This is a genomic window from Nostoc sp. (assembly GCF_036917775.1).
Classification (GTDB): Bacteria; Cyanobacteriota; Cyanobacteriia; order Cyanobacteriales; family Nostocaceae; genus Nostoc.
On record NZ_JBALEQ010000077.1, the window covers coordinates 23,528 to 45,197 of the forward strand.

General features: G+C 41.1%; 21 protein-coding genes. 6 read left to right on the plus strand and 15 right to left on the minus strand.

Annotation, left to right across the window (positions count from 1 at the left end; genetic code table 11):
* Positions 1-6: 6 nt before the first annotated feature.
* A complete protein-coding gene (locus V7K69_RS14400) occupies positions 7-1,575 on the plus strand; it encodes an HlyD family efflux transporter periplasmic adaptor subunit (protein WP_335035408.1) in 1,569 nt (522 codons plus the stop codon).
* Between the two features lie 305 nt (positions 1,576-1,880).
* On the opposite strand, the gene purQ is transcribed toward V7K69_RS14400, so the two are convergent.
* The gene (gene purQ, locus V7K69_RS14405) at positions 1,881-2,546 is read right to left on the minus strand and encodes a phosphoribosylformylglycinamidine synthase subunit PurQ (protein WP_335035410.1); all 666 of its coding nucleotides are present in this window, start codon (positions 2,544-2,546) and stop codon (positions 1,881-1,883) included.
* Positions 2,547-2,688: 142 nt separating this feature from the next.
* Entirely contained in the window at positions 2,689-2,967 is a 279-nt protein-coding gene (gene purS, locus V7K69_RS14410; RefSeq protein WP_012412776.1) for a phosphoribosylformylglycinamidine synthase subunit PurS, read from the minus strand.
* Between the two features lie 143 nt (positions 2,968-3,110).
* On the opposite strand from purS, the gene V7K69_RS14415 reads away from it, so the two are divergent.
* The gene (locus tag V7K69_RS14415) at positions 3,111-3,515 is read left to right on the plus strand and encodes a Fur family transcriptional regulator (RefSeq protein ID WP_335035413.1); all 405 of its coding nucleotides are present in this window, start codon (positions 3,111-3,113) and stop codon (positions 3,513-3,515) included.
* Between the two features lie 275 nt (positions 3,516-3,790).
* Here V7K69_RS14415 and V7K69_RS14420 read toward each other — a convergent pair whose 3' ends face one another.
* Both V7K69_RS14420 and V7K69_RS14425 read right to left on the minus strand, forming a co-directional pair.
* Positions 3,791-4,798 (minus strand): SPFH domain-containing protein, encoded by a 1,008-nt coding sequence (locus tag V7K69_RS14420; protein WP_335035415.1) that lies wholly within the window; start codon positions 4,796-4,798, stop codon positions 3,791-3,793.
* 120 nt (positions 4,799-4,918) lie between these two features.
* Positions 4,919-5,353, minus strand: a complete 435-nt coding sequence (locus tag V7K69_RS14425) for an NfeD family protein (protein WP_012412773.1) — start codon at positions 5,351-5,353, stop codon at positions 4,919-4,921.
* Positions 5,354-5,585: 232 nt separating this feature from the next.
* Here V7K69_RS14425 and V7K69_RS14430 point away from each other — a divergent pair, with 232 nt between their 5' ends.
* Positions 5,586-7,592 (plus strand): 4-Cys prefix domain-containing protein, encoded by a 2,007-nt coding sequence (locus tag V7K69_RS14430; protein WP_335035417.1) that lies wholly within the window; start codon positions 5,586-5,588, stop codon positions 7,590-7,592.
* Positions 7,593-7,710: 118 nt separating this feature from the next.
* On the opposite strand, the gene V7K69_RS14435 is transcribed toward V7K69_RS14430, so the two are convergent.
* The 9 genes from V7K69_RS14435 to V7K69_RS14475 all read right to left on the minus strand — a co-directional run bounded on the left by V7K69_RS14435 (position 7,711) and on the right by V7K69_RS14475 (position 17,502).
* Positions 7,711-8,424 carry a rubrerythrin family protein gene (locus V7K69_RS14435; RefSeq protein ID WP_335035419.1) on the minus strand — a complete coding sequence of 238 codons (714 nt, stop codon included), beginning with the start codon at positions 8,422-8,424 and terminating at the stop codon, positions 7,711-7,713.
* Between the two features lie 401 nt (positions 8,425-8,825).
* Positions 8,826-9,566, minus strand: coding sequence for an SDR family oxidoreductase (locus V7K69_RS14440; protein ID WP_335035420.1), 741 nt, complete (start codon positions 9,564-9,566; stop codon positions 8,826-8,828).
* Positions 9,567-9,699: 133 nt separating this feature from the next.
* On the minus strand, positions 9,700-11,010 hold the full coding sequence (locus tag V7K69_RS14445; RefSeq protein WP_335035422.1) for an efflux RND transporter periplasmic adaptor subunit: 1,311 nt from the start codon (positions 11,008-11,010) through the stop codon (positions 9,700-9,702).
* A gap of 227 nt (positions 11,011-11,237) precedes the next feature.
* On the minus strand, positions 11,238-13,310 hold the full coding sequence (locus V7K69_RS14450; protein WP_335035424.1) for a glycoside hydrolase family 10 protein: 2,073 nt from the start codon (positions 13,308-13,310) through the stop codon (positions 11,238-11,240).
* Between the two features lie 171 nt (positions 13,311-13,481).
* Positions 13,482-14,054: an HdeD family acid-resistance protein gene (locus V7K69_RS14455; RefSeq protein ID WP_335035426.1), complete on the minus strand. Its 573-nt coding sequence runs from the start codon at positions 14,052-14,054 to the stop codon at positions 13,482-13,484.
* Positions 14,055-14,158: 104 nt separating this feature from the next.
* Positions 14,159-14,710: an alpha/beta hydrolase gene (locus V7K69_RS14460; RefSeq protein ID WP_335035428.1), complete on the minus strand. Its 552-nt coding sequence runs from the start codon at positions 14,708-14,710 to the stop codon at positions 14,159-14,161.
* Between the two features lie 149 nt (positions 14,711-14,859).
* A complete protein-coding gene (locus V7K69_RS14465; RefSeq protein ID WP_114080614.1) occupies positions 14,860-15,051 on the minus strand; it encodes a bromodomain-containing protein in 192 nt (63 codons plus the stop codon).
* A gap of 356 nt (positions 15,052-15,407) precedes the next feature.
* Complete coding sequence (locus V7K69_RS14470) at positions 15,408-17,114, minus strand: caspase family protein (protein WP_335035431.1); 1,707 nt, start codon at positions 17,112-17,114, stop codon at positions 15,408-15,410.
* Between the two features lie 10 nt (positions 17,115-17,124).
* Positions 17,125-17,502, minus strand: a complete 378-nt coding sequence (locus tag V7K69_RS14475) for a hypothetical protein (RefSeq protein WP_335035433.1) — start codon at positions 17,500-17,502, stop codon at positions 17,125-17,127.
* Positions 17,503-18,128: 626 nt separating this feature from the next.
* On the opposite strand from V7K69_RS14475, the gene V7K69_RS14480 reads away from it, so the two are divergent.
* The 3 genes from V7K69_RS14480 (at position 18,129) to V7K69_RS14490 (ending at position 19,767) form a co-directional block, all read left to right on the plus strand.
* Positions 18,129-18,572 carry a pyridoxamine 5'-phosphate oxidase family protein gene (locus tag V7K69_RS14480; protein ID WP_335035435.1) on the plus strand — a complete coding sequence of 148 codons (444 nt, stop codon included), beginning with the start codon at positions 18,129-18,131 and terminating at the stop codon, positions 18,570-18,572.
* Between the two features lie 326 nt (positions 18,573-18,898).
* A complete protein-coding gene (locus V7K69_RS14485; protein WP_335035437.1) occupies positions 18,899-19,168 on the plus strand; it encodes a ChaB family protein in 270 nt (89 codons plus the stop codon).
* A 65-nt stretch (positions 19,169-19,233) separates the two neighbouring features.
* Positions 19,234-19,767: a hypothetical protein gene (locus V7K69_RS14490; RefSeq protein WP_335035439.1), complete on the plus strand. Its 534-nt coding sequence runs from the start codon at positions 19,234-19,236 to the stop codon at positions 19,765-19,767.
* A gap of 32 nt (positions 19,768-19,799) precedes the next feature.
* Here V7K69_RS14490 and V7K69_RS14495 read toward each other — a convergent pair whose 3' ends face one another.
* Both V7K69_RS14495 and V7K69_RS14500 read right to left on the minus strand, forming a co-directional pair.
* The gene (locus V7K69_RS14495; protein ID WP_335035453.1) at positions 19,800-20,540 is read right to left on the minus strand and encodes a Uma2 family endonuclease; all 741 of its coding nucleotides are present in this window, start codon (positions 20,538-20,540) and stop codon (positions 19,800-19,802) included.
* A 164-nt stretch (positions 20,541-20,704) separates the two neighbouring features.
* Positions 20,705-21,580 carry a GNAT family N-acetyltransferase gene (locus V7K69_RS14500; protein WP_335035441.1) on the minus strand — a complete coding sequence of 292 codons (876 nt, stop codon included), beginning with the start codon at positions 21,578-21,580 and terminating at the stop codon, positions 20,705-20,707.
* Between the last annotated feature and the right edge of the window lie 90 nt (positions 21,581-21,670).

Below are 21,670 nucleotides of genomic sequence, written 5' to 3' on the forward strand. Positions count from 1 at the left end.
ATCGTTATGACTCAACTTAATGGGAATCACCACACCGGCAATCAGAAAAATGAAGTTAAGCAAGATTCACCGGTACTTACAAAACAACAGAAAGCTGCTCAAGAGTCTTTAATTAACTCCAGTAGTCAGGAATTTGAGCAAGCAATTGTCTTGCGTCAATCTCCAGTTTGGTCACGGACAATCATGGTTACTCTCATTGGGTTAGCCTGCTTTGGAATTGGTTGGACTTATTTTGCGAAAATTGAGCAAGTAGTGCCAGCAACAGGTCAATTAAAGCCGCAAGGAACAGTCAAAGAAGTTCAGGCTCCTGTTAGTGGAGTTGTGAAAACAGTTAATGTTAAAGATGGACAAGAGGTAAAGCCAGGAGATTTGTTGCTGACTTTTGATTCCATAGCCAGTGTTGCCGAATTAAATTCTTTGAATAAAATTCGTGTTGCATTAATTAAAGAAAACCAAATTTATCGCCGATTAATGGGGGCAACTACTGCCGGGGGATCTGAACTGTTATATTTGCGCGGTAATTTGCCACAAGAAACTGCTTTTCTGCTTAAAAGTCGGGTAGCGTTAGTAGAAGAAAATGACTTATTACGGACTCAATTAAGAAATTCTGGTCGAGATTCTACTTTAGGAATTGATGAGCAACAACGTCTCCGAGTTGCCAAAAAAGAACTAGATTCTCGTTCTGCTGCGGCGCAGTTGGAAGTAGAGAAAATCAAAAAGCAACTAGCTCAAAATAAATTTAAGCTGGAAGATAGTAAAGCAAGTTTAGCCATTCAACAGGGTATTTTAGATAAACTGAAAATATTATCAGAAGAAGGTGGCATTTCTCAACTTCAGTATCTCAACCAGCAACAAGAAGTCCAAAACCGCACGGCGGAAGTAGCACAACTAGGTGAGGAAGAAAAACGCCTCCAGTTTGATATAGAAAAGGGTCAACAAGAATTAAGCAATACGGTGGCTGTTTCTGATAAAAACGTTTTAGATAAGATAGCTGATAACAAACAGCGTATTGCCGCAATTGATAGCCAATTCATGAAAGTTATTCTAGATAATGAACAGCGTTTGGCAGATGTCAATAGTAAAATCTCTCAAACACAGTTAAACGTTAAGTATCAAGAACTTCGTGCGCCTGTAGGTGGAACAGTTTTTGATTTACAAGCAAAAAACCCTGGATTTGTAGCGAACCCGACAACAAAAATGCTGCAAATTGTTCCAAAGGAAAACTATATAGCTGAAGTTTTCATCACTAACAAAGATATCGGTTTTGTGCGAAAAGGGATGAAGGTAGATGTGAGGATTGACTCTTTTCCTTACAGCGAATTTGGCGATATCAAAGGGGAAGTGATAGGGATAGGATCAGACGCATTACCACCAGACCAAACACATCAGTTTTATCGATTTCCGGCAAAAATTTCATTGGATAAACAATCTTTAGTAATTAAGGGTAAAAACGTCACATTGCAATCAGGTATGTCAATCAGTGCCAATATAAAAGTACGCGAAGAGCGGACTGTGCTGAGTTTATTTACTGAGTTGTTTACCAAGCAAATTGATACTCTTAAAGAGGTACGTTAAAATAATTCGTAATTGATAATTCGTAATTCGTAAGTGAATTAATTAGGATTTAAACCCCAAATCGGAGATTTTGGTGTTGTGTTCCGTTCCCTTTTAATTACGAATTACGAATTAGTAATTATTGTTGAAGAAGGCAGGAGACAGAGGGAATACTGCCTCTGTCGTTGAATTGTAAAAGTAAGTCTACGATGGACTGCTTCGTGATACAAATTCTAAAACTTGATGTGATGGAGCGATCGCTATCTTGAGAAGAATCTTCATCTATCTTTCAGAGAGCGATCGCGCCATATTTGCTCTAGGCTAGGCTAGGCTATCTTCTCTAACAAGCCCTGAAAGAGCCTTAAGCCATCACTATTGCCCAGCATCGCGTCAGATGCCCTTTCTGGGTGCGGCATCATCCCCAACACATTGCCCTGACGATTGCAAATCCCGGCAATATTGTTCAGTGAACCGTTTGGATTCTCGCCTTCATAACGAAACACGACTTGCCCGTTATCTTCAATTTCTCTAAGAGTGGCTTCATCCGCGTAGAATCGTCCCTCACCGTGGGCAATGGGTAAAGTGATAACTTCACTATTGGTATAGCCTTGCGTCCATAAGAGATTGGTACGCTCAACTTTCACGGGGACGCGATCGCAAATAAAATGCAAATCCCGATTTCTGGTTAACATCCCTGGCAAAAGTCGAGCTTCAGTTAATACCTGAAAACCATTGCAAATACCAATGACAAACTTGCCCTTTTGAGAGTGTTCAACAACCTGTTGCATCACGGGTGAAAAACGTGCGATCGCACCGCAGCGCAGATAATCCCCGTAACTAAAGCCACCAGGGATGATGACGACATCCAAATCAGCAATGTCTGTTTCTTGATGCCAAACCATACGAGTTGGTTGTAAAAGCAAATCTCTGGTTACATAAGCAACATCGCGATCGCAATTAGAACCTGGAAAAACAACAACACCAAATTTCATGATTGGGGAATGGGGAATTGGGAATGGGGAATGGGGAATGGGGAATTGGGAATTGGGAATTGGGAATGGGGAATTGGGAATGGGGAATTATTGAACAAGTCTCCCCCCTCTTCCTTATTCCCAATGCCCTATCCCCAATGCCCTAAAAGACTCCCGTTTGGGTTTCGACTTCAATCAACTCAAAGCGGTAATTTTCAATTACAGGATTTGCTAGCATTTGGTCACAAATGCGATCGAGGTCTTGACGAGCTTTCTTTTCCTCAGTTGAGGTAATGGTGAGTTCAATGTACTTGCCAATCCGCACCTGGTCAACGTTATCGTATCCCAGTTGCTGAAGACCGGATTGTACAGCCACACCAGCAGGGTCTAAGACTGAAGGACGAAGTGTCACAAAAATTTTGGCTAGATACTTGGTTTGCACGGCTTTTGCTGAATGCTGCGATCGCTATACTATAACTTTCTGTTCCAACTGAGTGAAAATAAGATTACGAAGCAGTTAAAGTTAATTGATCAATTAGCCCATCTAACAGCTTCAACTACAGTGGCATATTTAAATAATTGTCTATGAGAGCTATACGCACCCGCAGTCAAGAGCGTATTTTCAACCTGCTGAAAACCATCAAAAAAGGCATTTCTGCCCAGGATATTTACGTAGAATTACGTAATACAAATCAGAGTATGGGTTTAGCAACAGTTTACCGTTCTTTAGAAGCCTTAAAACTCGAAGGCATAGTACAAGTACGCAATTTGGCTAATGGTGAAGCCCTCTATAGCCTAGCCCAGCAAGACAAACATCACCTTACCTGCTTGCAATGCGGTGTCTCAATTCCGATTCATCAATGCCCGGTGCATGATTTAGAAGAGCAGTTAGAATCTAGCCATAAATTTAAAGTTTTTTACCACACCCTAGAGTTTTTTGGGTTGTGCAGCCAATGCCAAGTAAATCAAACTACTGGGACTGGTCAATAATCATACCAATTCTATGAGAGGAATAAAGCGTATTTTACTTCTGTTAGCGCAACGGGGTGTAGCCCATTCAGAATTATTGACCGGTGCTATTTTGAGGAACGACTTCGATAATGCCGATTTTAGCGAAGTTAACCTCTATGGGTGAATTATCAGTAAGAATAGCTGAAAAACGTTGTCAGTAGATAATTGTGATTGTCTCGTTCCCAGTCTGAGACTGGAAACGAACTTTGAAAAGGGTTTTAAATTGAAGTTGACACCAATGCCACTCGTCACTCCTAACCAGGACGGTTATTTTCTAATCCTGGTATTTGCTTAGAAAACAACTCGTTAGAGTCAACCTGACCATTTGAGATAACGGAACGCATACCTTCAAAAGCAGCAGGGATAGTACGCGGATCTATAAACAATACCTTGCTGCTATCGCTTCTACCAATTGTTGAGCCCATATCGAGATAGCCTAAAGCAAACAGAACTTCCACTGCTTTGTTAGCATTGGGATTAGTCTGGAGTTTTTGGGCAATAACTTCTGCTGATTCTGCGATCGCCTGCGCTTTCAAAACTTGCTGCTGACGTTCCGCTTGAGCCTTCAAAATGATCGCCTTTTGTTCAGCTTCCGCTTGTAGAATTGTCGATTTTTGACGAGCTTCCGCATCTAGGAGTTGCGCGTCAGCTTTACCTCTGGCGCTATTGACAGCAGCTTCGCGTTCACCCTCAGAAGTTAAAATTGCTGCCCGTTTGCGTCGTTCTGCCGACATTTGCAATTCCATCGATTCTCGCACTGCCTGAGATGGAATAATATCTCGCAGTTCTACCCGTGTAACTTTCACTCCCCAAGGATCGGTAGCAACGTCCAAATCCCGTAGCAAAAGTTCACTAATGTGAGAACGAGCAGTAAAAGTTTGATCCAACTCTAGTTGCCCCATTTCAGCGCGAATTTGAGTTAGCACCATATTTATCATTGCAGCCTGGAGATTTTCTACCTTGTACCAGGCTTTTTCCATATCCACGATGCGCCAGTAAAACACTGCATCTACCTCAATGCCAACATTGTCACGGGTAATACACTGTTGTGGAGGAATATCTAAGACTTTTTCGCGGATAGTTTCTTTGTAGACAATTTTATCTATGAAAGGAAAGATCACGTTTAGTCCTGGTTCCAGCTTTTTGTTATAACTACCTAATCTTTCCACCAAAGCTTCATTGCCTTGATTGACGACTTTCACAGATCCCGCGACGGCAGAACCACCAAGGGCTAAAAGTACGAGCAAAAAAAACTGTTCCATTGTGAATCTCCTGATTTTTTAAGTATTAAATGTCAAAGAGAGTAGAAAATGGACGAAATGGGGAAATAAAGAAAATAACCAATTCCCCATTTCCCATTCCCAATTCCCCATTCTCAATAATTAAGAATTCAACAAATTTTCTGGTATCACAATCAAAGTAGTACCCTCTCTCCTAACCACATAAACTCTTTGATGGGGCGCTACAGTAAATTTGTCATCGTCACATCGTGCTTGCCAGGAATTTCCCTCATACAACACCCGCCCTGTTTTACCAGGCGGAATTTCGGTTAAAGTTTCAGCTATGACTGCATCCTGAATTTTCGATTTGCGTCGTCGTGGTTGCAAAAACCGACGAGAAAGCACGATTAGAAATGTGGAAAGTAATAGCCAAACTACAACTTGCAACCATACATTTCCCAAACCCACTCCAGACAGCAGCGCCACCACAAAAGCGCTAATTCCCATCATGAAGGCGACAAACGCCGATGGTAAGAACAGTTCCATGAGACACAAAACTGCTCCCGCCAGAAGCCAGATTAAGGTCAAACTTGGCATAGTGCCATCCTAGACTCTACATTGACGTAAATCCATTTCTACGATTAGATACAGCCAGACGTAAGTTATTTACAGAAAGCAAAACTTGGTCTTTTTACCAATAATTTTGATTACTTTCAGTAACCAGGTGTAGCTAGCGGTACACAATTCCAGTCTATTCTAGCCTTCAAGCCATTGCCAGCTAAATGTAATCGAAATTCATGAGTTGATTGGTTTTTAAATTTATACTTTTATGATTTCTACTCAACTGACAATTTATTGTATAAATCCAGGCTGTAATAGCCCCATTAATCCTATTGGAGATCGTGTTTGTGCAAGTTGCCAAACTCCCTTGGTTCACCGTTATCTTTGGGCTACTGGCTCATTGTCTGCTCAAATTACACCAGGCACAAAAGTAGCAGACAGATATGGAGTAATTACTCGCCAGATTTGGCTGGATACTCAACCAGGACTACCACCAGATGTCCCTGAAGAATTACCGAAGGAAGTAATTCCTTATCTACGGTTATATCAAGAACGGTTACATCTGCCCCAAGCTTATGGGTTTGCTAGTGATGGTGAGGAAGATACAACTGATATCTTGTTATTAGAAAATGTGCCGATAGATGACACAGGAAATATCTATCCAACTATTGTTGAGGCTTGGGAGCAAGCAACAGCGGTACGACAAGTTTATTGGCTGTGGCAAATTCTCCAACTTTGGACACCTTTATCAGAATTAGGACTTAGCCGCAGTTTACTGGTAGTAGACAACTTGAGAGTCCAAGGTTGGTGTGTGCGACTGTTAGAACTCTACCAAACATCAGAAGATGAGAAGCTGAGTTTAAAAAATCTGGGGGAATGTTGGCAATTTTGGGTAGCTTCTGCAAAAACATCAGTAGCTAAAGGGTTGCAGAACATAGTCCAGGATATGTGTGAAACGGAAATTGAGTTGGATGATGTTGCTACTCAACTCAATGGTTTATTACTAGCATCTGCGGCAGAATTACCACTAGTTTTGAAGGTGGCAGGCTCTACAGATATTGGCCCAATTATGGCGCAAAATGAAGACGCTTGCTACCCGAATAATTTGAATGATTTAGATGAGCCTTTATTCTCCCACTTGTCAATTGTTTGCGATGGCATTGGCGGGCACGAAGGCGGCGAGGTTGCCAGTAAATTGGCAGTGCAGTCTGTAAAGTTGCAAATTCGCGCCTTACTAGCGGAGGTTACAGAACAAGCTGTACTTGTATCACCAGAGTTATTGCAGGAACAATTAGAAGCAAGCTTACGGGTGGTAAATAATGTGATTTGTGCCCGCAATAACGAACAAAAACGTCAAGGTAAAGAACGTATGGCTACAACTATTGTCATGGCGTTACAAGTTCCACAACGAGTACAGACAAGTACTGGGTGGCAATCAAATAATACCCATGAACTTTACTTGGCTAATGTTGGCGATAGCCGTGCCTATTGGATTACTCGCAACTATTGTCAGCTACTCACAGTAGATGATGATGTGGCGACGCGAGAAGTCCGCTTTGCCAAAAGTTTGTATCGAAAAGCATTAATTAGAACAGATGCTACTGCCTTAACTCAAGCCTTGGGGACAAGAAATGCAGAATCTTTACGTCTTAAGATTCAGCGATTTATTGTGGAAGAAGATGGCATATTACTACTGTGTTCTGATGGTTTAAGTGATAATAACAGGGTGGAACAATATTGGCAAGATTATGCAATACCCGTGTTAAAAGGCCAGATGACAGTTGAAGATGCTGTCCGCAACTGGATTAACTTGGCAAACGAAAAAAATGGGCGTGATAATACGTCAGTTGTTCTCACTTATTGCCGTGTTTCTCCCGAATACTTAGTACCTGTGACTCCGGTGTTGCCAGAAGAGATTATAGAAGCAGAGATACAAGAAGAACAAGAGGAATTAGAGGAATTAGAAGAACAAGAGGAATTAGAAGAACAAGAGGAATTAATTTCCTTCACAGAAAGTTCGCAAACTTTGCTAGATTTGGATCTAGATTTAGATACTTCAGAGGAATCAGTTACAAGCCCAGAAATTCCACCAACCTTAATTACAAAACCTAATCCGGGTAAACGCTTGGTAATGCTGGGGGGAATATTGGCGTTGCTTGTAGGGGTTACAAGTTTAGGATTATTTGCTTGGTGGCAAATTAATCCTCAAGGATTCCAGCAAATGTGTCGGAAACTTCCTCAAAAAGTGCAGCAATTGTGTCCACCTAGTAATTAGCTTACTGATTTGCGAACATTGAAGAATAATTATGTTGCAATAAATAATCGAAAACGCGAAGTATCCTTAAGACGCTTCGCGTTTATATGCTAAAAAGAGTGCCTAATTAATTGTTGTCCTAAGCTGCAACTTTTTCCTCAAATGGCTTAAAAGTTTTTTTGCTAGCGCCACAAATCGGACATTCCCAATCATCAGGAATTTCTTCAAAAGGTGTACCAGGTGCAATCCCAGAATCGGGATCGCCAGCAACGGGATCGTAAATCATACTGCATTGTCTACAAATCCATTTACGAGTTTTAGGATCTTCACCTGCAACTCTGGTTGCTGTTTGTCCTCCGTTTAATACTTCTAAAGCTTCAGCATAGCGATCGGCGTGGTAATTTTCGATGAATTTTAGCAGGCCAAAACGGTGTGCAGCTTCTCGAAATGTGTTGGCATGATCGGTAGATTCTTTAACTTGTTTGAGAAATTCTTCAGCCGCAGGATTGTCGCGATCGCGTTGAGCATCGGCGGCAAACTCTGGATACATTGTAGTATATTCATAAGTCTCGCCTTCAATTGCCAAAGATAAACAGCGAGATATAATTTCCCGCTTTTGTTCATCAGTTAAAGCAGCCGCATTTTCTACCACTAGTTCTGGATGCAGCAACTTAAAATGTGCAAAAGCGTGTTCAGTTTCTTGATCTGCTGTTTCTTTAAAAAGTTTTGCCAAGTCTGGAAACCCAAGTTGACGCGCTACCTCAGCAAAAAACAGATACTTGCGATTTGCCATCGATTCACCACCGAAGGCAGCTTCTAAGTTTTGAAGTGTAGTAAAGTTGGACAAATCCATAATTTCGGGTGACAGGGAAGTGATATTTAGTACGAAAACACAGACTTTACAACCGGATAAACGAGCCGTTATTTGTATAAGCTAGAAACGGTTTATACAAAATTTTTCAGCCCAAATTTAGCAATCCGTTTTGTTAGCTGCACTGGGACAATTATATTCGAGTAAAAAGCTCGAATGAATCGGAGTAGCAGTCTAATTTTCGCCTACCCTAACAGGACTAGCAATCCCCAGTTTACTAGCTGAGGTTTTAAACGGAGAATATCGCGTTTATGAGGCAATACGCTTGGGTTAAGGGCTACTGGAAAAAATTTTGGGTTTTTGAGACGCGATAAATCGCCGTCTCTACAAGTGTTTTGAGCTTATTTGAACTGCATTGGTTTATGAGGAGAGCTTTAATTATCTCAGGCGATTCCACCATTTACACGGATATTTTGCCCTGTGATCCATCTGGCTTCATCGCTAGCGAGAAACGCTACTACATCGGCGATTTCTTGCACATCTCCCAGCTTGCCAAAAGCAGCCATTTGAGCTAAACGATCTATCTGTTCTTGGGTTTTGCCTTCTCGAAATAGTTCTGTATCGGTAGGGCCAGGAGAAATAACATTAACTGCGATCGCTTTTGCACCCAATTCTTTAGCTAATACCCGCGTAATTTGTTCAACAGCACCCTTAGTTCCAACATAAGCGCTATAAGTTGGCAGCATCATCACCGTAGTTGATGACGAAAAGTTGATAATCCGTCCGCCTTCTGATAGGTGTTGCGCGGCTTGTTGGCAAGCAAAAAAGGTACCTTTGACGTTAATAGCAAAAATCGCATCGAAATCTTCTTCACTCACCTGAGTAATCGGTTTATAGAAGGCGATTCCGGCATTGTTGACCAAAATATCGACTTTGCCAAAACGCTCAAGTGTTTGCTCAAACAGCCGTTGGATGTCGGGTACTTTGCTAATATCGGCTTGAATAGCGATCGCTTCTACTCCCAACTTTTCAATTTCTGCAACAACTTCCTCTGCTTTGACTGCATTACCCGCATAGTTGACGACAATAGATGCGCCGTTACCAGCTAATTTTAGTGCGATCGCTCGTCCAATTCCCCGCGATGCACCAGTGATAATTGCAACTTTCCCTGATAAAGATGTCATAGATTAATCTAGTTTTATTTTGCTTCACCAAGGTGATTATCTGTTGTTAAAGTATTGTAGCAAGATTAAATTTAGAGATATCTAGTAGAATTCAGAAACCCAGACCTCCACAAAGTAGGTCTGGGTAGTTCATTTAAGATTCTGGAACGATCGCAGCACCATCTCTAAGATTGATCAACCCTGAGATAATAACTTTATCCTCTGGTTGTAATCCTTCAAGAACTTGGTAATTATTATCTTTGATTTCGCCTAGCTTCACACGCTTTTGTCGAGCTACTTGTTGAGATACACCTTGGGGAGATGTTTCGGTTTCAACGACATAAACAAAAGTGTCGCCACCTACACGAGTCATTGCAGTTGTGGGGATTAAAATTCCGGGGCGCTGATTCCAAAACACTCTAGCCCTTACCAATTGATCTGCACGTAGCTGACCGTTAGGATTATCAAAAAGTGCTTTGATCAGTATCCCTTGTGTTTCATTACTAGCAGTAGGTGCAATGAAAAATACCCTACTTCTACCCAGCTTTTGACCTTGTGTATTCATTACTTCCACTGGCATTCCCTTACGCAATTGCGGTCCTTGCTGTAATGGCACAGAGATGTTCAATTCTAAAGGCCGATTTTGCGTTAGATTAACTAATTGTGTGGAAGTATTAACTAAATCACCTACTTTCACAGCCATGTTGCCAACAGTGCCGCTAAAGGGAGCGGTAATTTTGTCAGATTGGATTTGTTGTGTTTGAGTATTTACATTAGCTTGCTGCAACGTTTTTTCAGCCTGCAATATATTGGCTCTTTGGGCTTGAATCCTGGAATCAATTGCATCAAGACTAGTTTTAGCATTCGCAAGCCGGTCGGCAAACTGATTGCGAGTCTGTCGAGAGATGGCTCCTTGTTCAGCGAGGATGGAATATTTTTCATAAGTCTGCTGATACAATTGCACATTCGCAACATAAGATGAGCGTTGGGCTTCCAGAGATTTGAGTATAGTGCGGGCATTTTCCAGTTGCAATAAAAATGCTTGAGGTGCAGCATTGTTAGGAGCGATCGCTGCTTGTGGTGTACGATCTACTTGGATAATTGCCGCTCCCTCGGCTACTGGATCTCCCGATTTCACAAATATTTGGCTAACTTGGCCCTGAATCCTTGGCTGGAGGATGACTGAGCGCTGGGATTTTAGGCTAGCAATAAAATCTGAACTTTCCTCAATTATGCCGCTTTGTACTGTGGATACTTTGACTCTTACCCCTTGAGGTTGAGCGTTAGTAGTTGAAGGCGCTGAATTTTGCGGAGTGAGCAAACGCCAAACAAGGGCTGTTCCGCCCCCTAACAATAGTAGTGCTACTAAAAATAACCAAAGCCACCGCCGTTTTCCAGAAGGTGGCTCAAATGAGCTTTGTGGAGCTTTTTCTCCAAAATCAGTTTGAGGCTCAGGGGATGTCATGGCTTAATGAGGATAAGGAACAAATTAACTAGAATTCAATCAAAATTTCATCTGTTTATCTTGAAATTACTGATTTAGCATGAGGTTTTGTGGCAAATTATGTGTTACCCCATCCAAATATACAGTTTTGATGATTATGTCTTAATCTACCGAAAGGTTAATCCGTTTCTTATGGATTTAGATCCCCGACTTCTTGAAGAAGTCGGGGATCTGAGCAGCATCTTTGTTCAACTCACTGTAATCACTGTTCCCGCACTCTCATTGGCCAATCTATCCACCGCACATACGGCATAAGTTCCCGCTTGTTGAACGGTAGCGAAGGTTGTGCCAGCAGACAAAATTCGCTGAATTGTCCAAGTATCGCCAGTTTGCCGATAAAGTGTCCAAGAACGAACTGGTTGATTATCTCCAGGCTGCCAACTCAGTTTGCGGTTATTGACTTGTAGTTGAATAGGTGGAGGGGGTGGTGTTGTATCCTGCCAAGGCAAAGTTGGCGGTAGTGCAGGTTTGTTATAAAGCAGACTTTGGAATTTATCAGCAATGCCCTGACTATTTTCTGTCAAAACACCGAGATTAAAGAAGATATTGCCCAGTGACAACCGTCCTGCTTGGCTACGACTAATTTTCACCTGCTTTTCAATCTCATCACTTTCTCGACTCTTGTTGCTTGGTTCTGTCAAATTGTTACCAGCGTAAACGTGTCTTTGCTTTGTGTTTACCTGTGTCCACCACTGTAGCAATGCTGAATAACTTTGTTGTGTTTGATCTGTGCGCCAGTAAAGTTGAGGCGCAATATAATCAATCCAGCCTTCTTCTAACCATTTTTTTGAGTCGGCATACAACACATTGTAAGCATCTAACCCAGTAATACCTGTGGGTTGTCCGGGGCGATAAATCCCAAAGGGGCTGATACCAAATTTCACATCGGGTTTTGCTGCTTTAATTCCCTGCCAGAGACGCTGTACCATTCTGTTAACATTGTCGCGTCGCCAGTCACCAAGGTTGAGTGAACCACCAGCTGCTTGATATGCAGCATAAGTTTTGTTATCAGGGAAAGGTTGTCCCTCGATGGGGTATGGATAAAAATAATCATCTAAGTGAATGCCATCAACATCGTACCGCTTCACTACATCGAGAATTACGTTGTAAGCTCTATCTTGAACTATTTTCAACCCTGGGTCCATCCAACGTTGAGTTTTCCATAAATAAACGCTTTCTGGATTAGTCGCTGCGATGTGGGGACGTACTGTTTTAGCTGGGTCGGTGGAAGTGCTGGCGCGGTAAGGGTTGAACCAAGCATGGAGTTCAATATTACGCTTGTGACATTCTGCGATCGCAAACGCCAAAGGATCGTAAAATGGTTCAGGTGCTTTCCCCTGAGTTCCCGTAATCCAAGCACTCCAAGGCTCTAATTGCGATTCATATAAAGCGTCTCCCTCCGGTCGCACCTGAAAGATAAGGGCATTGAAGTTTAACGCTTGTAATTTAGTAATAATCTCAGTGAGTTCAGCTTTCTGTTGAGCAACAGAAAGCCCCGCCTTGGAAGGCCAATCACCATTCCACACAGATACTATCCACGCCCCTCGGAATTCCCGAGTATGATTTACCCTAACGCTACCGGCTGGTGCGGGTGTGGGTATAGGTGTTGGTATTGGCGTTGGCGTTGGTATTGGTGTTGGTATTGGCGTTGGTGGCTGTACTAAGTAACTAGAGGCAATTTTTTCTGCTTCGCCTAAATACACCAAAGCTTGATAAATAATTACTGCTATATCTGCACGGGTAGCTGCAAGATTGGGATTGAGTAATTTGATATTTGGGAAACTAACCACTAATCCAGCACTAGTGGCAATAGCTACCTGATTTTTACCATACGCAGGAATCTGAATAGAATCTTGATAAATCTGTGGGAGTGTTGAGAGGAGGTCTGGTTTTATCTTGGTGGCAATTTCTAAGCCCGCTACCAAGGAAATTAAAACTTCCGCCCTAGTAATTCGCTCGGCGGGGCGGAAACTTTTATCAGGAAACCCGCTAATAAATGCTTTTTCGTAAGCTGTTTGAATGGCAGCTGCTGCCCAATAATTTATGGGTACATCCACAAAAGGTACATATTGCCGCTTCTTGGTAACTGTGCCAAATGCGTTGGCGATGATGGCGGCAAATTCAGCACGAGTGAGTGAGTTATCGGGGCGATATGTGCCATTTGGCGACCCACTAACAATACCACGTTGGGCTAAGGCTGTAATAAATAAGCGTGCCCAATGGTTTTGAATATCCGAGAAGGGAGTAGCAATAGATACCATCGTAGATTGCAGCTAGCTGGCCTTGATTTTGATTTCCTTAGTTAATTTAGCAATTTTCTTGGCGTAGGCGTAGCCCGTAGTGGGCATCGCTGCTGCAATCTTTTAGTAAACTTTGATTATTCAAATTTGGAAATGGGGCATTGCTTTTTCCCATTCCCCATTCCCCATACTTTAAGTAGGATTTGCAGCTTGGCCAGGAGGATTTGAAGTAGAACGCGCATTCAATGACAGCATTACGCGTGAAATGCCAGTGAAAATAATGCTGACACCAACTAGTGTGCCAAGAAGCCAGGGCGCATTGAAGGGCCACTGGAACCAAATCATTGCACCTAAGACCAGTGTAATAATGCCATCACCTAATATCCACGTCCAGTTATTTTGCGGACGTAACCGGAATGCGAGAATTAGCTCGAATGTACCTTCAGCCAGCAAAAAGCTGCCAAGTAACAGAGTCAGTGTGAGAATACCTGTAAAAGGATAAACAAACAGCATTATACCCGTTGCTATATAGAGTCCGCTCAATAGAAGTTTCCAGATGAAACCTCCTTCCTGGCGGGTTTGAGTGGCATAAACTAGTTTTGTAAATCCAGCGAAAATCAAAATCACCGCAATCCAAGTCTCGGCGAATAGGGTGGTGAAATTAGGCGCTGCGATCGCAATCACCCCGAAAACACTTAGGAGAACACCACTTATCAGCGCTCCATTAGCATCTTTGTTAATATTTCTAGAAACGTCAGTTGTCATATAAACTTTTCCCTAACTCTACAATTACGTTAGGGAATTTCTCAGTCACAGTATAGAACCCTAAGATAGACTCATGGGTATTAAATTTCAGCAGGAACTAGCTATCATAAGAGTTCTGCAAGACTGCTTAGGCGTTCATAAACAGAGATAAGGCGATCGCCTTCAAGTTCAACAGAAGTATTAGGATAATTCTGAATGGCTCCAAGGAGTGTAACTTCACCATTTTGTTGAATAGATGTACTTAAAGCACTTCGCAGCGCCTGCTGATCTAATTGTCCTGCGGGGGGATGAACTACTTCACCAATTTGGTTAACTAAAATTGGCCCTGCCCAGCTTGACAGTAAGTTATTTAAAAAGGCAGGATCGGCTTTTATTGGGGCCTTTAGTGCCTTACGAGCTACTGCGGGGTCTTGTTGAGCGGCATCCAAATAAGCTTGTAGTGTCGGGGTAGTCTTACCTGTTTCTGTAAACTGACTTAATTCTTGAACAGAAACTTGCCCCTGAAAAGTACCATACTTTAAAACAACTTGCTCGGCGGCATTAGCATTAGTACTTGAGAGGAGAACAAAAGCACCTACGCTTAAAGCTACTGTTTGACTGAGTAACTTAGTAAATTTGCTATTGTTTAATCGATTAAAAATTTGAGAAATCTGCATTTTATCGAACATCCTAATGGTGTGGAGCGTACATAGTACTAGAGATACATAATTAGGGGTGTACATCTTCTGTACGCCCCTATAGCCAGTTTATTTGTTGCAAAAATTTTTTTGGAAATGGCGTTATCAAGCTTGTTCATTAGATGAAACTAATGAGGTAATATTGATTGATCTTCGTCTAAGGTTGGTGCAGGTATACCCAAATGCTTCCTTGCTGATTCTTCAGCTAGCTTTCGGTCTTGCTCGTTCTCGAACTGACTCTCATCTAACAAATGAGGGTTTTTTGCCGCTTCATCTCGGCTTGGTTTATAGCCATTTTTCCACCTGTACTTCCAGTCCATAATTTGAAAGGCAGATATACTGCGATTTAGATTATCTAGTTCTTCATAGTAGGCGCTTAATGGAACATGACACTCCTACTAGAGGTTGAAGAGGCTCATTCTGAGGGTACAAATTTTTTAACAGAATTTTTGAGTAACAATACTCTATTGGTCAGGACTTAATATATTAGCACTCTGAGAACAAGCCATGAGTGGCGATCAGTGCTGTAATAGGACATTGCAGGAAATTTTAAATCTTGTTCAGTTACTACAAGCCAAATACCAGGAAGATAAAATGCTATAAATTACCATTATTATACGTTAATTGTCGCTGCTTTAGCAGCCAAAATATTTACTTACACATAGCAAAACTAAACTCAAGGGCCAAGAAAGATGGAAATAGAATCTGGAGTATTACTTCCAATGGCCTTTTTAAAAAGTTTATCTGCTGGATAGATTTCTTGCAAGATTTTTTCAAAAATAGCAGCAGCTTTTTCTTCATCTGAACTATAACGAATTTCATAAGCCAGAGGACGAGTAAAATTACGTTTTTCAAAAAATGATTTATCAATTTCCTCTGAAACTATCTTTCCTTTAAAACCACTTTTTTTCAATTGAGTTTGAATATCATTTTTAGCTTTGAATAAATCCTGCCTATTTTTGTAAAAGTAAATCATAATTTCATATTTGTTGATTATTGCCAATTCAGTATTATTAATTTTTGGTTTAATAATTTCAGATCCCGCGTTTGATGGTTGAGCTTTTTGTGTAGGCTTGGAATTAGGTATCAAGTATTGTTGAAAATAGACGGCAATTAATATAACTAGAATAGTGGTAATACCTGCTAAATATTTTGCAAATACAGGTAAGGCAAAAATAGAAAGGTTTCTTTTTGGACGTATTAATGCCTCAAAAAGTTGTTCACTCTCGATACTCGTTTTTATCTGAGTATCAAGATTTTTAGGACTCAGGTTTGAAGGTTGAGGAGGATTCGCTGGCTGTAGTCGTTGCTCTTGTAGGCGTGGAATAATTCGATTCTCAATTAGTTCTACATCTTTATCTCTAAGTCCCCAAAATTCTTGATAATCTTTTAACTGGTTGCGAGTGTACTCAGTTAAAGGATTCTCAGCTTCAATTGCTTCAGATAATACCTGCTCGTATTGCTGCAATTTTGCTTCGTATTCTCGATAAGGTTTGAGTACTTCGGCCTCGATGGCAGCAGCTTGTTCAGGAAGTATTCCTAAACTTCCCTGTTTAAGGTCTAATAGATTGCGGGTAATAGAAGGAATTTTACCGTCTTTGAGGCGACGCTCAACTTCTTGGCGATACTTCAGCTTAGGATCTTCAGTTTGCACTTTAGCCAGCAGTATTTTAAAGCCTTCCTCCACCACATAAATTTTGGGCTTCATTTTTCCGGGAGCGGTTTCTTGAACTTTCTCACTGGCGTATTCATGCAACTCATCAATAGAAACTCCGCCATCCTTATCTCGATCTGCTATTCCGGTTTTGAGACCCTCAACTAAAAAATGGGTATAAACCGAGAGATCAAAACCCTGATGCTCAAAAGAATACTGCGTAGAAGTCGAAGAGGTGAGAACAGCTCGTCCCTCTCCACCTAATTGTTGTTGAACAGGCACAGAACCATCATCTTTGGCTTTCATTCCCTCAGCAAAAGCGCCACTAAAGCAACAATCCAAAATCACTACCTGACGCTTTGAGCGGCTATTGCTCATGGTGTTTTGTACATAACTTGCTGCTACTGCTGTTGGTTGAACAAGAGCTTCTTGCTCTTTGCGGGTATTATGAGCAGCTAAATAAAGATTGCCACTATCGTCTTTAACCCCATGACCTGAGAAAAACAGTAAAAGGAGATCATCTTTTTTACGATTTGCAAACAATGTATAAATAGCTTCTTCCATCGCCTGTCGCTCAGGATTTATCAACGGTGTCACCTGATCAAAACCACCGATTTCAATATTCTCCAATACTTCCCGCATCGCATCCACATCTTTGGGAGCCGCAGGTAACGAAGAAAGACCGTTTCCGTATTCACTCACCCCAATCAGCAATGCTACCTTAACCATCTAAGATTCTCTATCCTGCTACAAATTTCTGTGCTGCCTCAATTGCTGCTTCTAACTCTTGCCGACTACTGGCTTTTACTTTGAGTTTCTTGCCATTGGCCTCAATTTCTAGTTCAATGGTTTTGTTGCCAAGGCGATCGCCTAAAAATCCCATCAGTGCTTTAATACTCTTAGCATTCACCTGCGTTGTTAGCCAACCCACAGCTAGCCCTGTAATTGACTTGCTTCCTTCCGGTGCTTCTGCTTGACGGTAAAGACTAGCATCTTCCACTTCATCCAGTTCCAGCATCTGTTGCAATAGTCTCTGCGTTTCGTCTTGCAGTTCATCGTCATCTAAACCAGGCTCTTGCAAGGCGATGGTAATCTGGACGTTGGATGTAGTCGCCATTTTCAACCTCTAATTGTGGTTAATGCTTAAATTATCACAAGTATCTTATACAATCCAACTAGTAATAATTCCGGTCTGGATTGTCGTAAATAGGAATTTTGAGAATATATAGGAATCCGGTTTGATTTCTGAAAATATACGTAGGATGTGTTAGCGACAGCGTAACGCATCAAACCCATGATCATAGTGCGTTACGAACTCCGTTCTAACACACTCTACATACCTAATTTTGTTCAAAAATCAAATAGTAATCCTATATATAGGGTGCTATGAGTAGAAAGCACACTGCAAAGTAAAAATAGATACTATTGTTAACCACAGCAAGGTAGGCTTGATTTTAATTTACTTTGTTACTAGTAAAGAAGATTTTACGCTACGTTAAGGACAAAAATTATAAAATTTAGGTCTAAAGAAATAAGCATAAAGTTCATCTTCCTATGACTAAATGTGTGTACTCAGAATATTCACTCTCAATCAATATCTCTATAGATAGAAATAAAAGAGCTAATTTTAATAGAATTACATCTATAGGCTCACGCAATTTAAACTAAAAAAGCTAATACTAAAACATAACTTTACCATCCTACAAGCTGGTTGTAATCAAAATAGAGAAAATAGTACAAACAATGGCAACTTCTACAGACCGCGCTCAAGAAATTTACAAGCTGCATGAACTAATCAAAAATATTGATTATGGTATGTTTACCACAGTCGATGATCATGGAAGTTTGCATAGTTACCCTATGTCAAAAAGTGGTGAGATTAACTCTGAAGCCACACTCTGGTTTTTTACTTATGCTGGTTCTCATAAGGTAACTGAGATTGAACAGCATGAGCAGGTCAATGTTAGTTTTTCGTCACCCGAACAGCAGCGATACGTTTCTATCTCAGGTAGATCACAACTCGTAAAAGACCGCAACAAGATGCGAGAGTTATGGAAGCCGGAACTTCAAACCTGGTTTCCTAAAGGATTGGACGAACCCGATATTGCTTTGCTTAAGGTGAATATTACCCAGGTTAATTATTGGGATAGTACATCGAGTTTTAAGCCACAAATAATTAGTTTCTAACACCATCATAACTTTAAATAATTCGTAGTTAATAATTACGAATTATTTAAAGTAGTGTAATTTGGGGACAAAATTTGCAACCACTAAGTATTTTTAATTACAAAAAGATGGGATTATATTATAGACCCCTCTCCCAGCTTGCTCTTAGCAGGGTGCTTTTATACGAAAAAAGAAAAATATATAAGTATTGATTTCTTGTTTTGTGGCATGGCTTTTTACTCCACTTCCATTCCTCTCCCCAAAAGTTCGAGAGGCTTTGAAACCCGGTTTTAGTTTTTCTCTGGTTGTATGAAACCACCTGGCTCTCCTAGCTTGCTCTTAGGGGGTTGGGTTTTTGTACATTACAAGGGCCAAGAACCGCTATATTTAACACAAGTAAGGAAAAGAAATTTATACCTTACCAAGAGATTGCAGACTTACCTGATTCAGTTAAAGATCACTTACCCAAGCACGCCCAAGAAATTTTTCGGGCTGCATTTAACAATGCTCAAGAAGAATATGATGAAGAGGAGCGTGTCTTTCGTGTTGCTTGGAGCGCTGTGAAACGCGATTATGAAAAAGGCAACGATGGGCAATGGCACAAAAAGCCAGAATAGCTCGGATCGTATTCAACAGTTGTATTAATTTTGCACAAAAAATTTTTGTTAAAAAGGAAATCTTTATGAATTACCTTGTTGCAGTTTTACCAGATCGAATACAAGTAGAAGCCGCTTACTCTGCTTTGGAAAAAGCAGGCTTGCCAACTTCACAAGTGAATATTTTGGGAGATGGTTATCTAAGTGCTGATGAATTTGGAATGATTGATCCCGACAAGCAAGCCCGTAAACAATCAACTCGGCTCTTTGGGGGGCTTGTAATCTTTGGATTTGTTGCAGGTTATGCCTTCAACCATCTCACAGAAGTTGAACTATTTCCCCAGTTTGCTCGATTTGGTAATGAATTTCTTGCTGGTATATTAGGAGCGATAGGCGGTGCTTTGGGGGCTAGTTTAATCGGTCAAGGAACTGGCATAACAGTTGGCAGTGGCGATGCTTTACCCTATCGTAACCGTCTGAATGCTGGTAAATACCTAATTGTAGTTACCGGAAATGAGGATTTAACACGCGAAGCTTCGCGTGTACTGGGTCAATTTGAACCAGAGAATATTCAAGGCTATACAGACTATTCACAAAAGAGCAAACTTTTGAAAAATTAACTATCTACATCGGGTTCAACGCCGAGCGATGTCTAGCGACAAGCCACTTCGTGTCTACGCAATTGTGCAATCAACCGTTCAGCCCGTTGTCTTTCTTGTTCTGCCCGTTGGCTTTCTTGTTCAGTAGAAGTCAATACCCAGCACCCTGTCCAATCATACCAGCGCAACCACGGCTGTTCTACATTTTGATACTGTCCCTGCCATACACCCAAGCCTAATTCTAATTCCGGTATCCAGAAACGTGGCTCTGAGAGTGTTATCTCAGCATAACGACCACCTTCCAATTTAAATACCCTAAACTCATATTTGTACCGATCAAATACTACATAATAAGGAACACGTAGAATCCGTTCATACACTTCCCATTTTCCTGGTGGTTGCTTGATATCCCGTAATGTCTGCCCTAAGTCTTCTTTTTCAGTACCTGGAGACAGCAATTCAACCACAATAAAAGGGTGAACTCCCTCTTGCCAAACAACATAACTTAAGCGTAAATCTCGTTGTTCGTATAAACGGGAAACACCTAAAACAGCAAACCAATCTGGTCGCTTATGCCACAGTGGATGGCGCGGATCGTAATAAAGATTCAGATCGCTAGCAACAAATATCTCATCACTAGGATAATTCTGTGGACGAAAGGTTTCGTCTAACAGACGAGGTTGCAATAAATGAAACTGATCGGGCAAACCAGGCTCCTCTGGATCTTCACTAGGAAGATCGTACATGGTCGGCAATACATCTTTTGGCGATCGCGGCGGGTCAGTTTGATACATCATAAAGCAGTCATAATGATGAAATTTTCAATTCTATTATGATTTAATTATTTTTGAGTAAGAGCCTGTCAAGAAACAACTTTTACAATTTATTATCTAGAAAGCTTACTGAGAAGGCATTTCTAGCTCAAAAGAGGCAAGGTTGTTACATGACAAGCTCTAACTCAACACCTTGCAGAACGAGGCAGCATAAATTTCTCCCCTTCTGCTGCAAATTTACCACGCACCATCAGCACAGTTTCGTCAAACGTATGAGGGAATGCTTCCACATCTTTAACATCTAAAAGTTCTGGACTAAAGTAAATCACTACTTCTTCAATGGGTTGAGATATCTTAGCAAGAATATTCTTCAAAGAGCATATCTGCGGTGTTACGAGATCAAAAAGATGAAGTCGGGTATCTTCTATCTCCATGCAGGCGATTAAATCTAAATCTTCTGCATAGTATAAAGTACGACTTCCTTCATTGACACAGAACACAGGTTTTTCCTTGACTACGCCAACTATGTTAGAGACAGGGGCGCGTGTTTCTAAAAGTCTGTGTAGCAATGTGTAATCTTTGGTATCTGTAAAATCCAGTGTTCTGAAGCTATCAGTGCTATCTGTAGAGTCACATTTAACTTTGAAGATATGTTCTTCGACTACACGAAAGCCAAAAGGTAAGTAAAATTCTGGCTGTGGTGTTGTTAGTACCAAAGTTTCGTAAATGCGATCGCAATATCCTAGCACTTCCTCCATCACTTCGCGGTAATACCCTCTCCGGCGAAATTCTAGACGGGTAGCTACTCCATGAATTCCTCCTACTGTGAGCTTTTGTCCCATAATTTGCATAGGAATTTCTAACACTCCCACATGGGTAACAGCTATATCATCATGAAAGCGAATAAAGGGAGTTGAAGCTGTTTCCCAGGATGCACCTAGTTTTCTTGCACATTCTGCTAAACTCGTGAGTCCGGGAAATGTGACTTCCATTAAGTCAAAAAGTTGATCGCTGATGCTGGGTTCAGCAGAGAATGACTGTTTAAAACTATACTGTGCCATCGTTCAGATATTACTATTAATTGCATTTATACTACAAAATCAATTCCAGTAAATCCAGGAAAATATAAATAGATAGCAGCGCGTAAATGT

Excerpts from the sequence above, each read along its gene's own strand:
- V7K69_RS14400 (WP_335035408.1), top strand. The coding sequence starts at position 7 with ATGACTCAACTTAATGGGAATCACCACACCGGCAATCAGAAAAATGAA.
- V7K69_RS14415 (WP_335035413.1), top strand. The coding sequence starts at position 3,111 with ATGAGAGCTATACGCACCCGCAGTCAAGAGCGTATTTTCAACCTGCTG.
- V7K69_RS14460 (WP_335035428.1), bottom strand. The coding sequence starts at position 14,710 with ATGCAGATTTCTCAAATTTTTAATCGATTAAACAATAGCAAATTTACT.
- V7K69_RS14470 (WP_335035431.1), bottom strand. The coding sequence starts at position 17,114 with ATGGTTAAGGTAGCATTGCTGATTGGGGTGAGTGAATACGGAAACGGT.
- V7K69_RS14495 (WP_335035453.1), bottom strand. The coding sequence starts at position 20,540 with ATGTATCAAACTGACCCGCCGCGATCGCCAAAAGATGTATTGCCGACC.
- V7K69_RS14440 (WP_335035420.1), bottom strand. The coding sequence starts at position 9,566 with ATGACATCTTTATCAGGGAAAGTTGCAATTATCACTGGTGCATCGCGG.
- V7K69_RS14500 (WP_335035441.1), bottom strand. The coding sequence starts at position 21,580 with ATGGCACAGTATAGTTTTAAACAGTCATTCTCTGCTGAACCCAGCATC.
- V7K69_RS14455 (WP_335035426.1), bottom strand. The coding sequence starts at position 14,054 with ATGACAACTGACGTTTCTAGAAATATTAACAAAGATGCTAATGGAGCG.
- V7K69_RS14420 (WP_335035415.1), bottom strand. The coding sequence starts at position 4,798 with ATGGAACAGTTTTTTTTGCTCGTACTTTTAGCCCTTGGTGGTTCTGCC.
- V7K69_RS14430 (WP_335035417.1), top strand. The coding sequence starts at position 5,586 with ATGATTTCTACTCAACTGACAATTTATTGTATAAATCCAGGCTGTAAT.
- V7K69_RS14450 (WP_335035424.1), bottom strand. The coding sequence starts at position 13,310 with ATGGTATCTATTGCTACTCCCTTCTCGGATATTCAAAACCATTGGGCA.
- V7K69_RS14480 (WP_335035435.1), top strand. The coding sequence starts at position 18,129 with ATGGCAACTTCTACAGACCGCGCTCAAGAAATTTACAAGCTGCATGAA.
- purQ (WP_335035410.1), bottom strand. The coding sequence starts at position 2,546 with ATGAAATTTGGTGTTGTTGTTTTTCCAGGTTCTAATTGCGATCGCGAT.
- V7K69_RS14475 (WP_335035433.1), bottom strand. The coding sequence starts at position 17,502 with ATGGCGACTACATCCAACGTCCAGATTACCATCGCCTTGCAAGAGCCT.
- V7K69_RS14425 (WP_012412773.1), bottom strand. The coding sequence starts at position 5,353 with ATGCCAAGTTTGACCTTAATCTGGCTTCTGGCGGGAGCAGTTTTGTGT.
- V7K69_RS14490 (WP_335035439.1), top strand. The coding sequence starts at position 19,234 with ATGAATTACCTTGTTGCAGTTTTACCAGATCGAATACAAGTAGAAGCC.
- V7K69_RS14465 (WP_114080614.1), bottom strand. The coding sequence starts at position 15,051 with ATGGACTGGAAGTACAGGTGGAAAAATGGCTATAAACCAAGCCGAGAT.
- V7K69_RS14445 (WP_335035422.1), bottom strand. The coding sequence starts at position 11,010 with ATGACATCCCCTGAGCCTCAAACTGATTTTGGAGAAAAAGCTCCACAA.
- V7K69_RS14435 (WP_335035419.1), bottom strand. The coding sequence starts at position 8,424 with ATGGATTTGTCCAACTTTACTACACTTCAAAACTTAGAAGCTGCCTTC.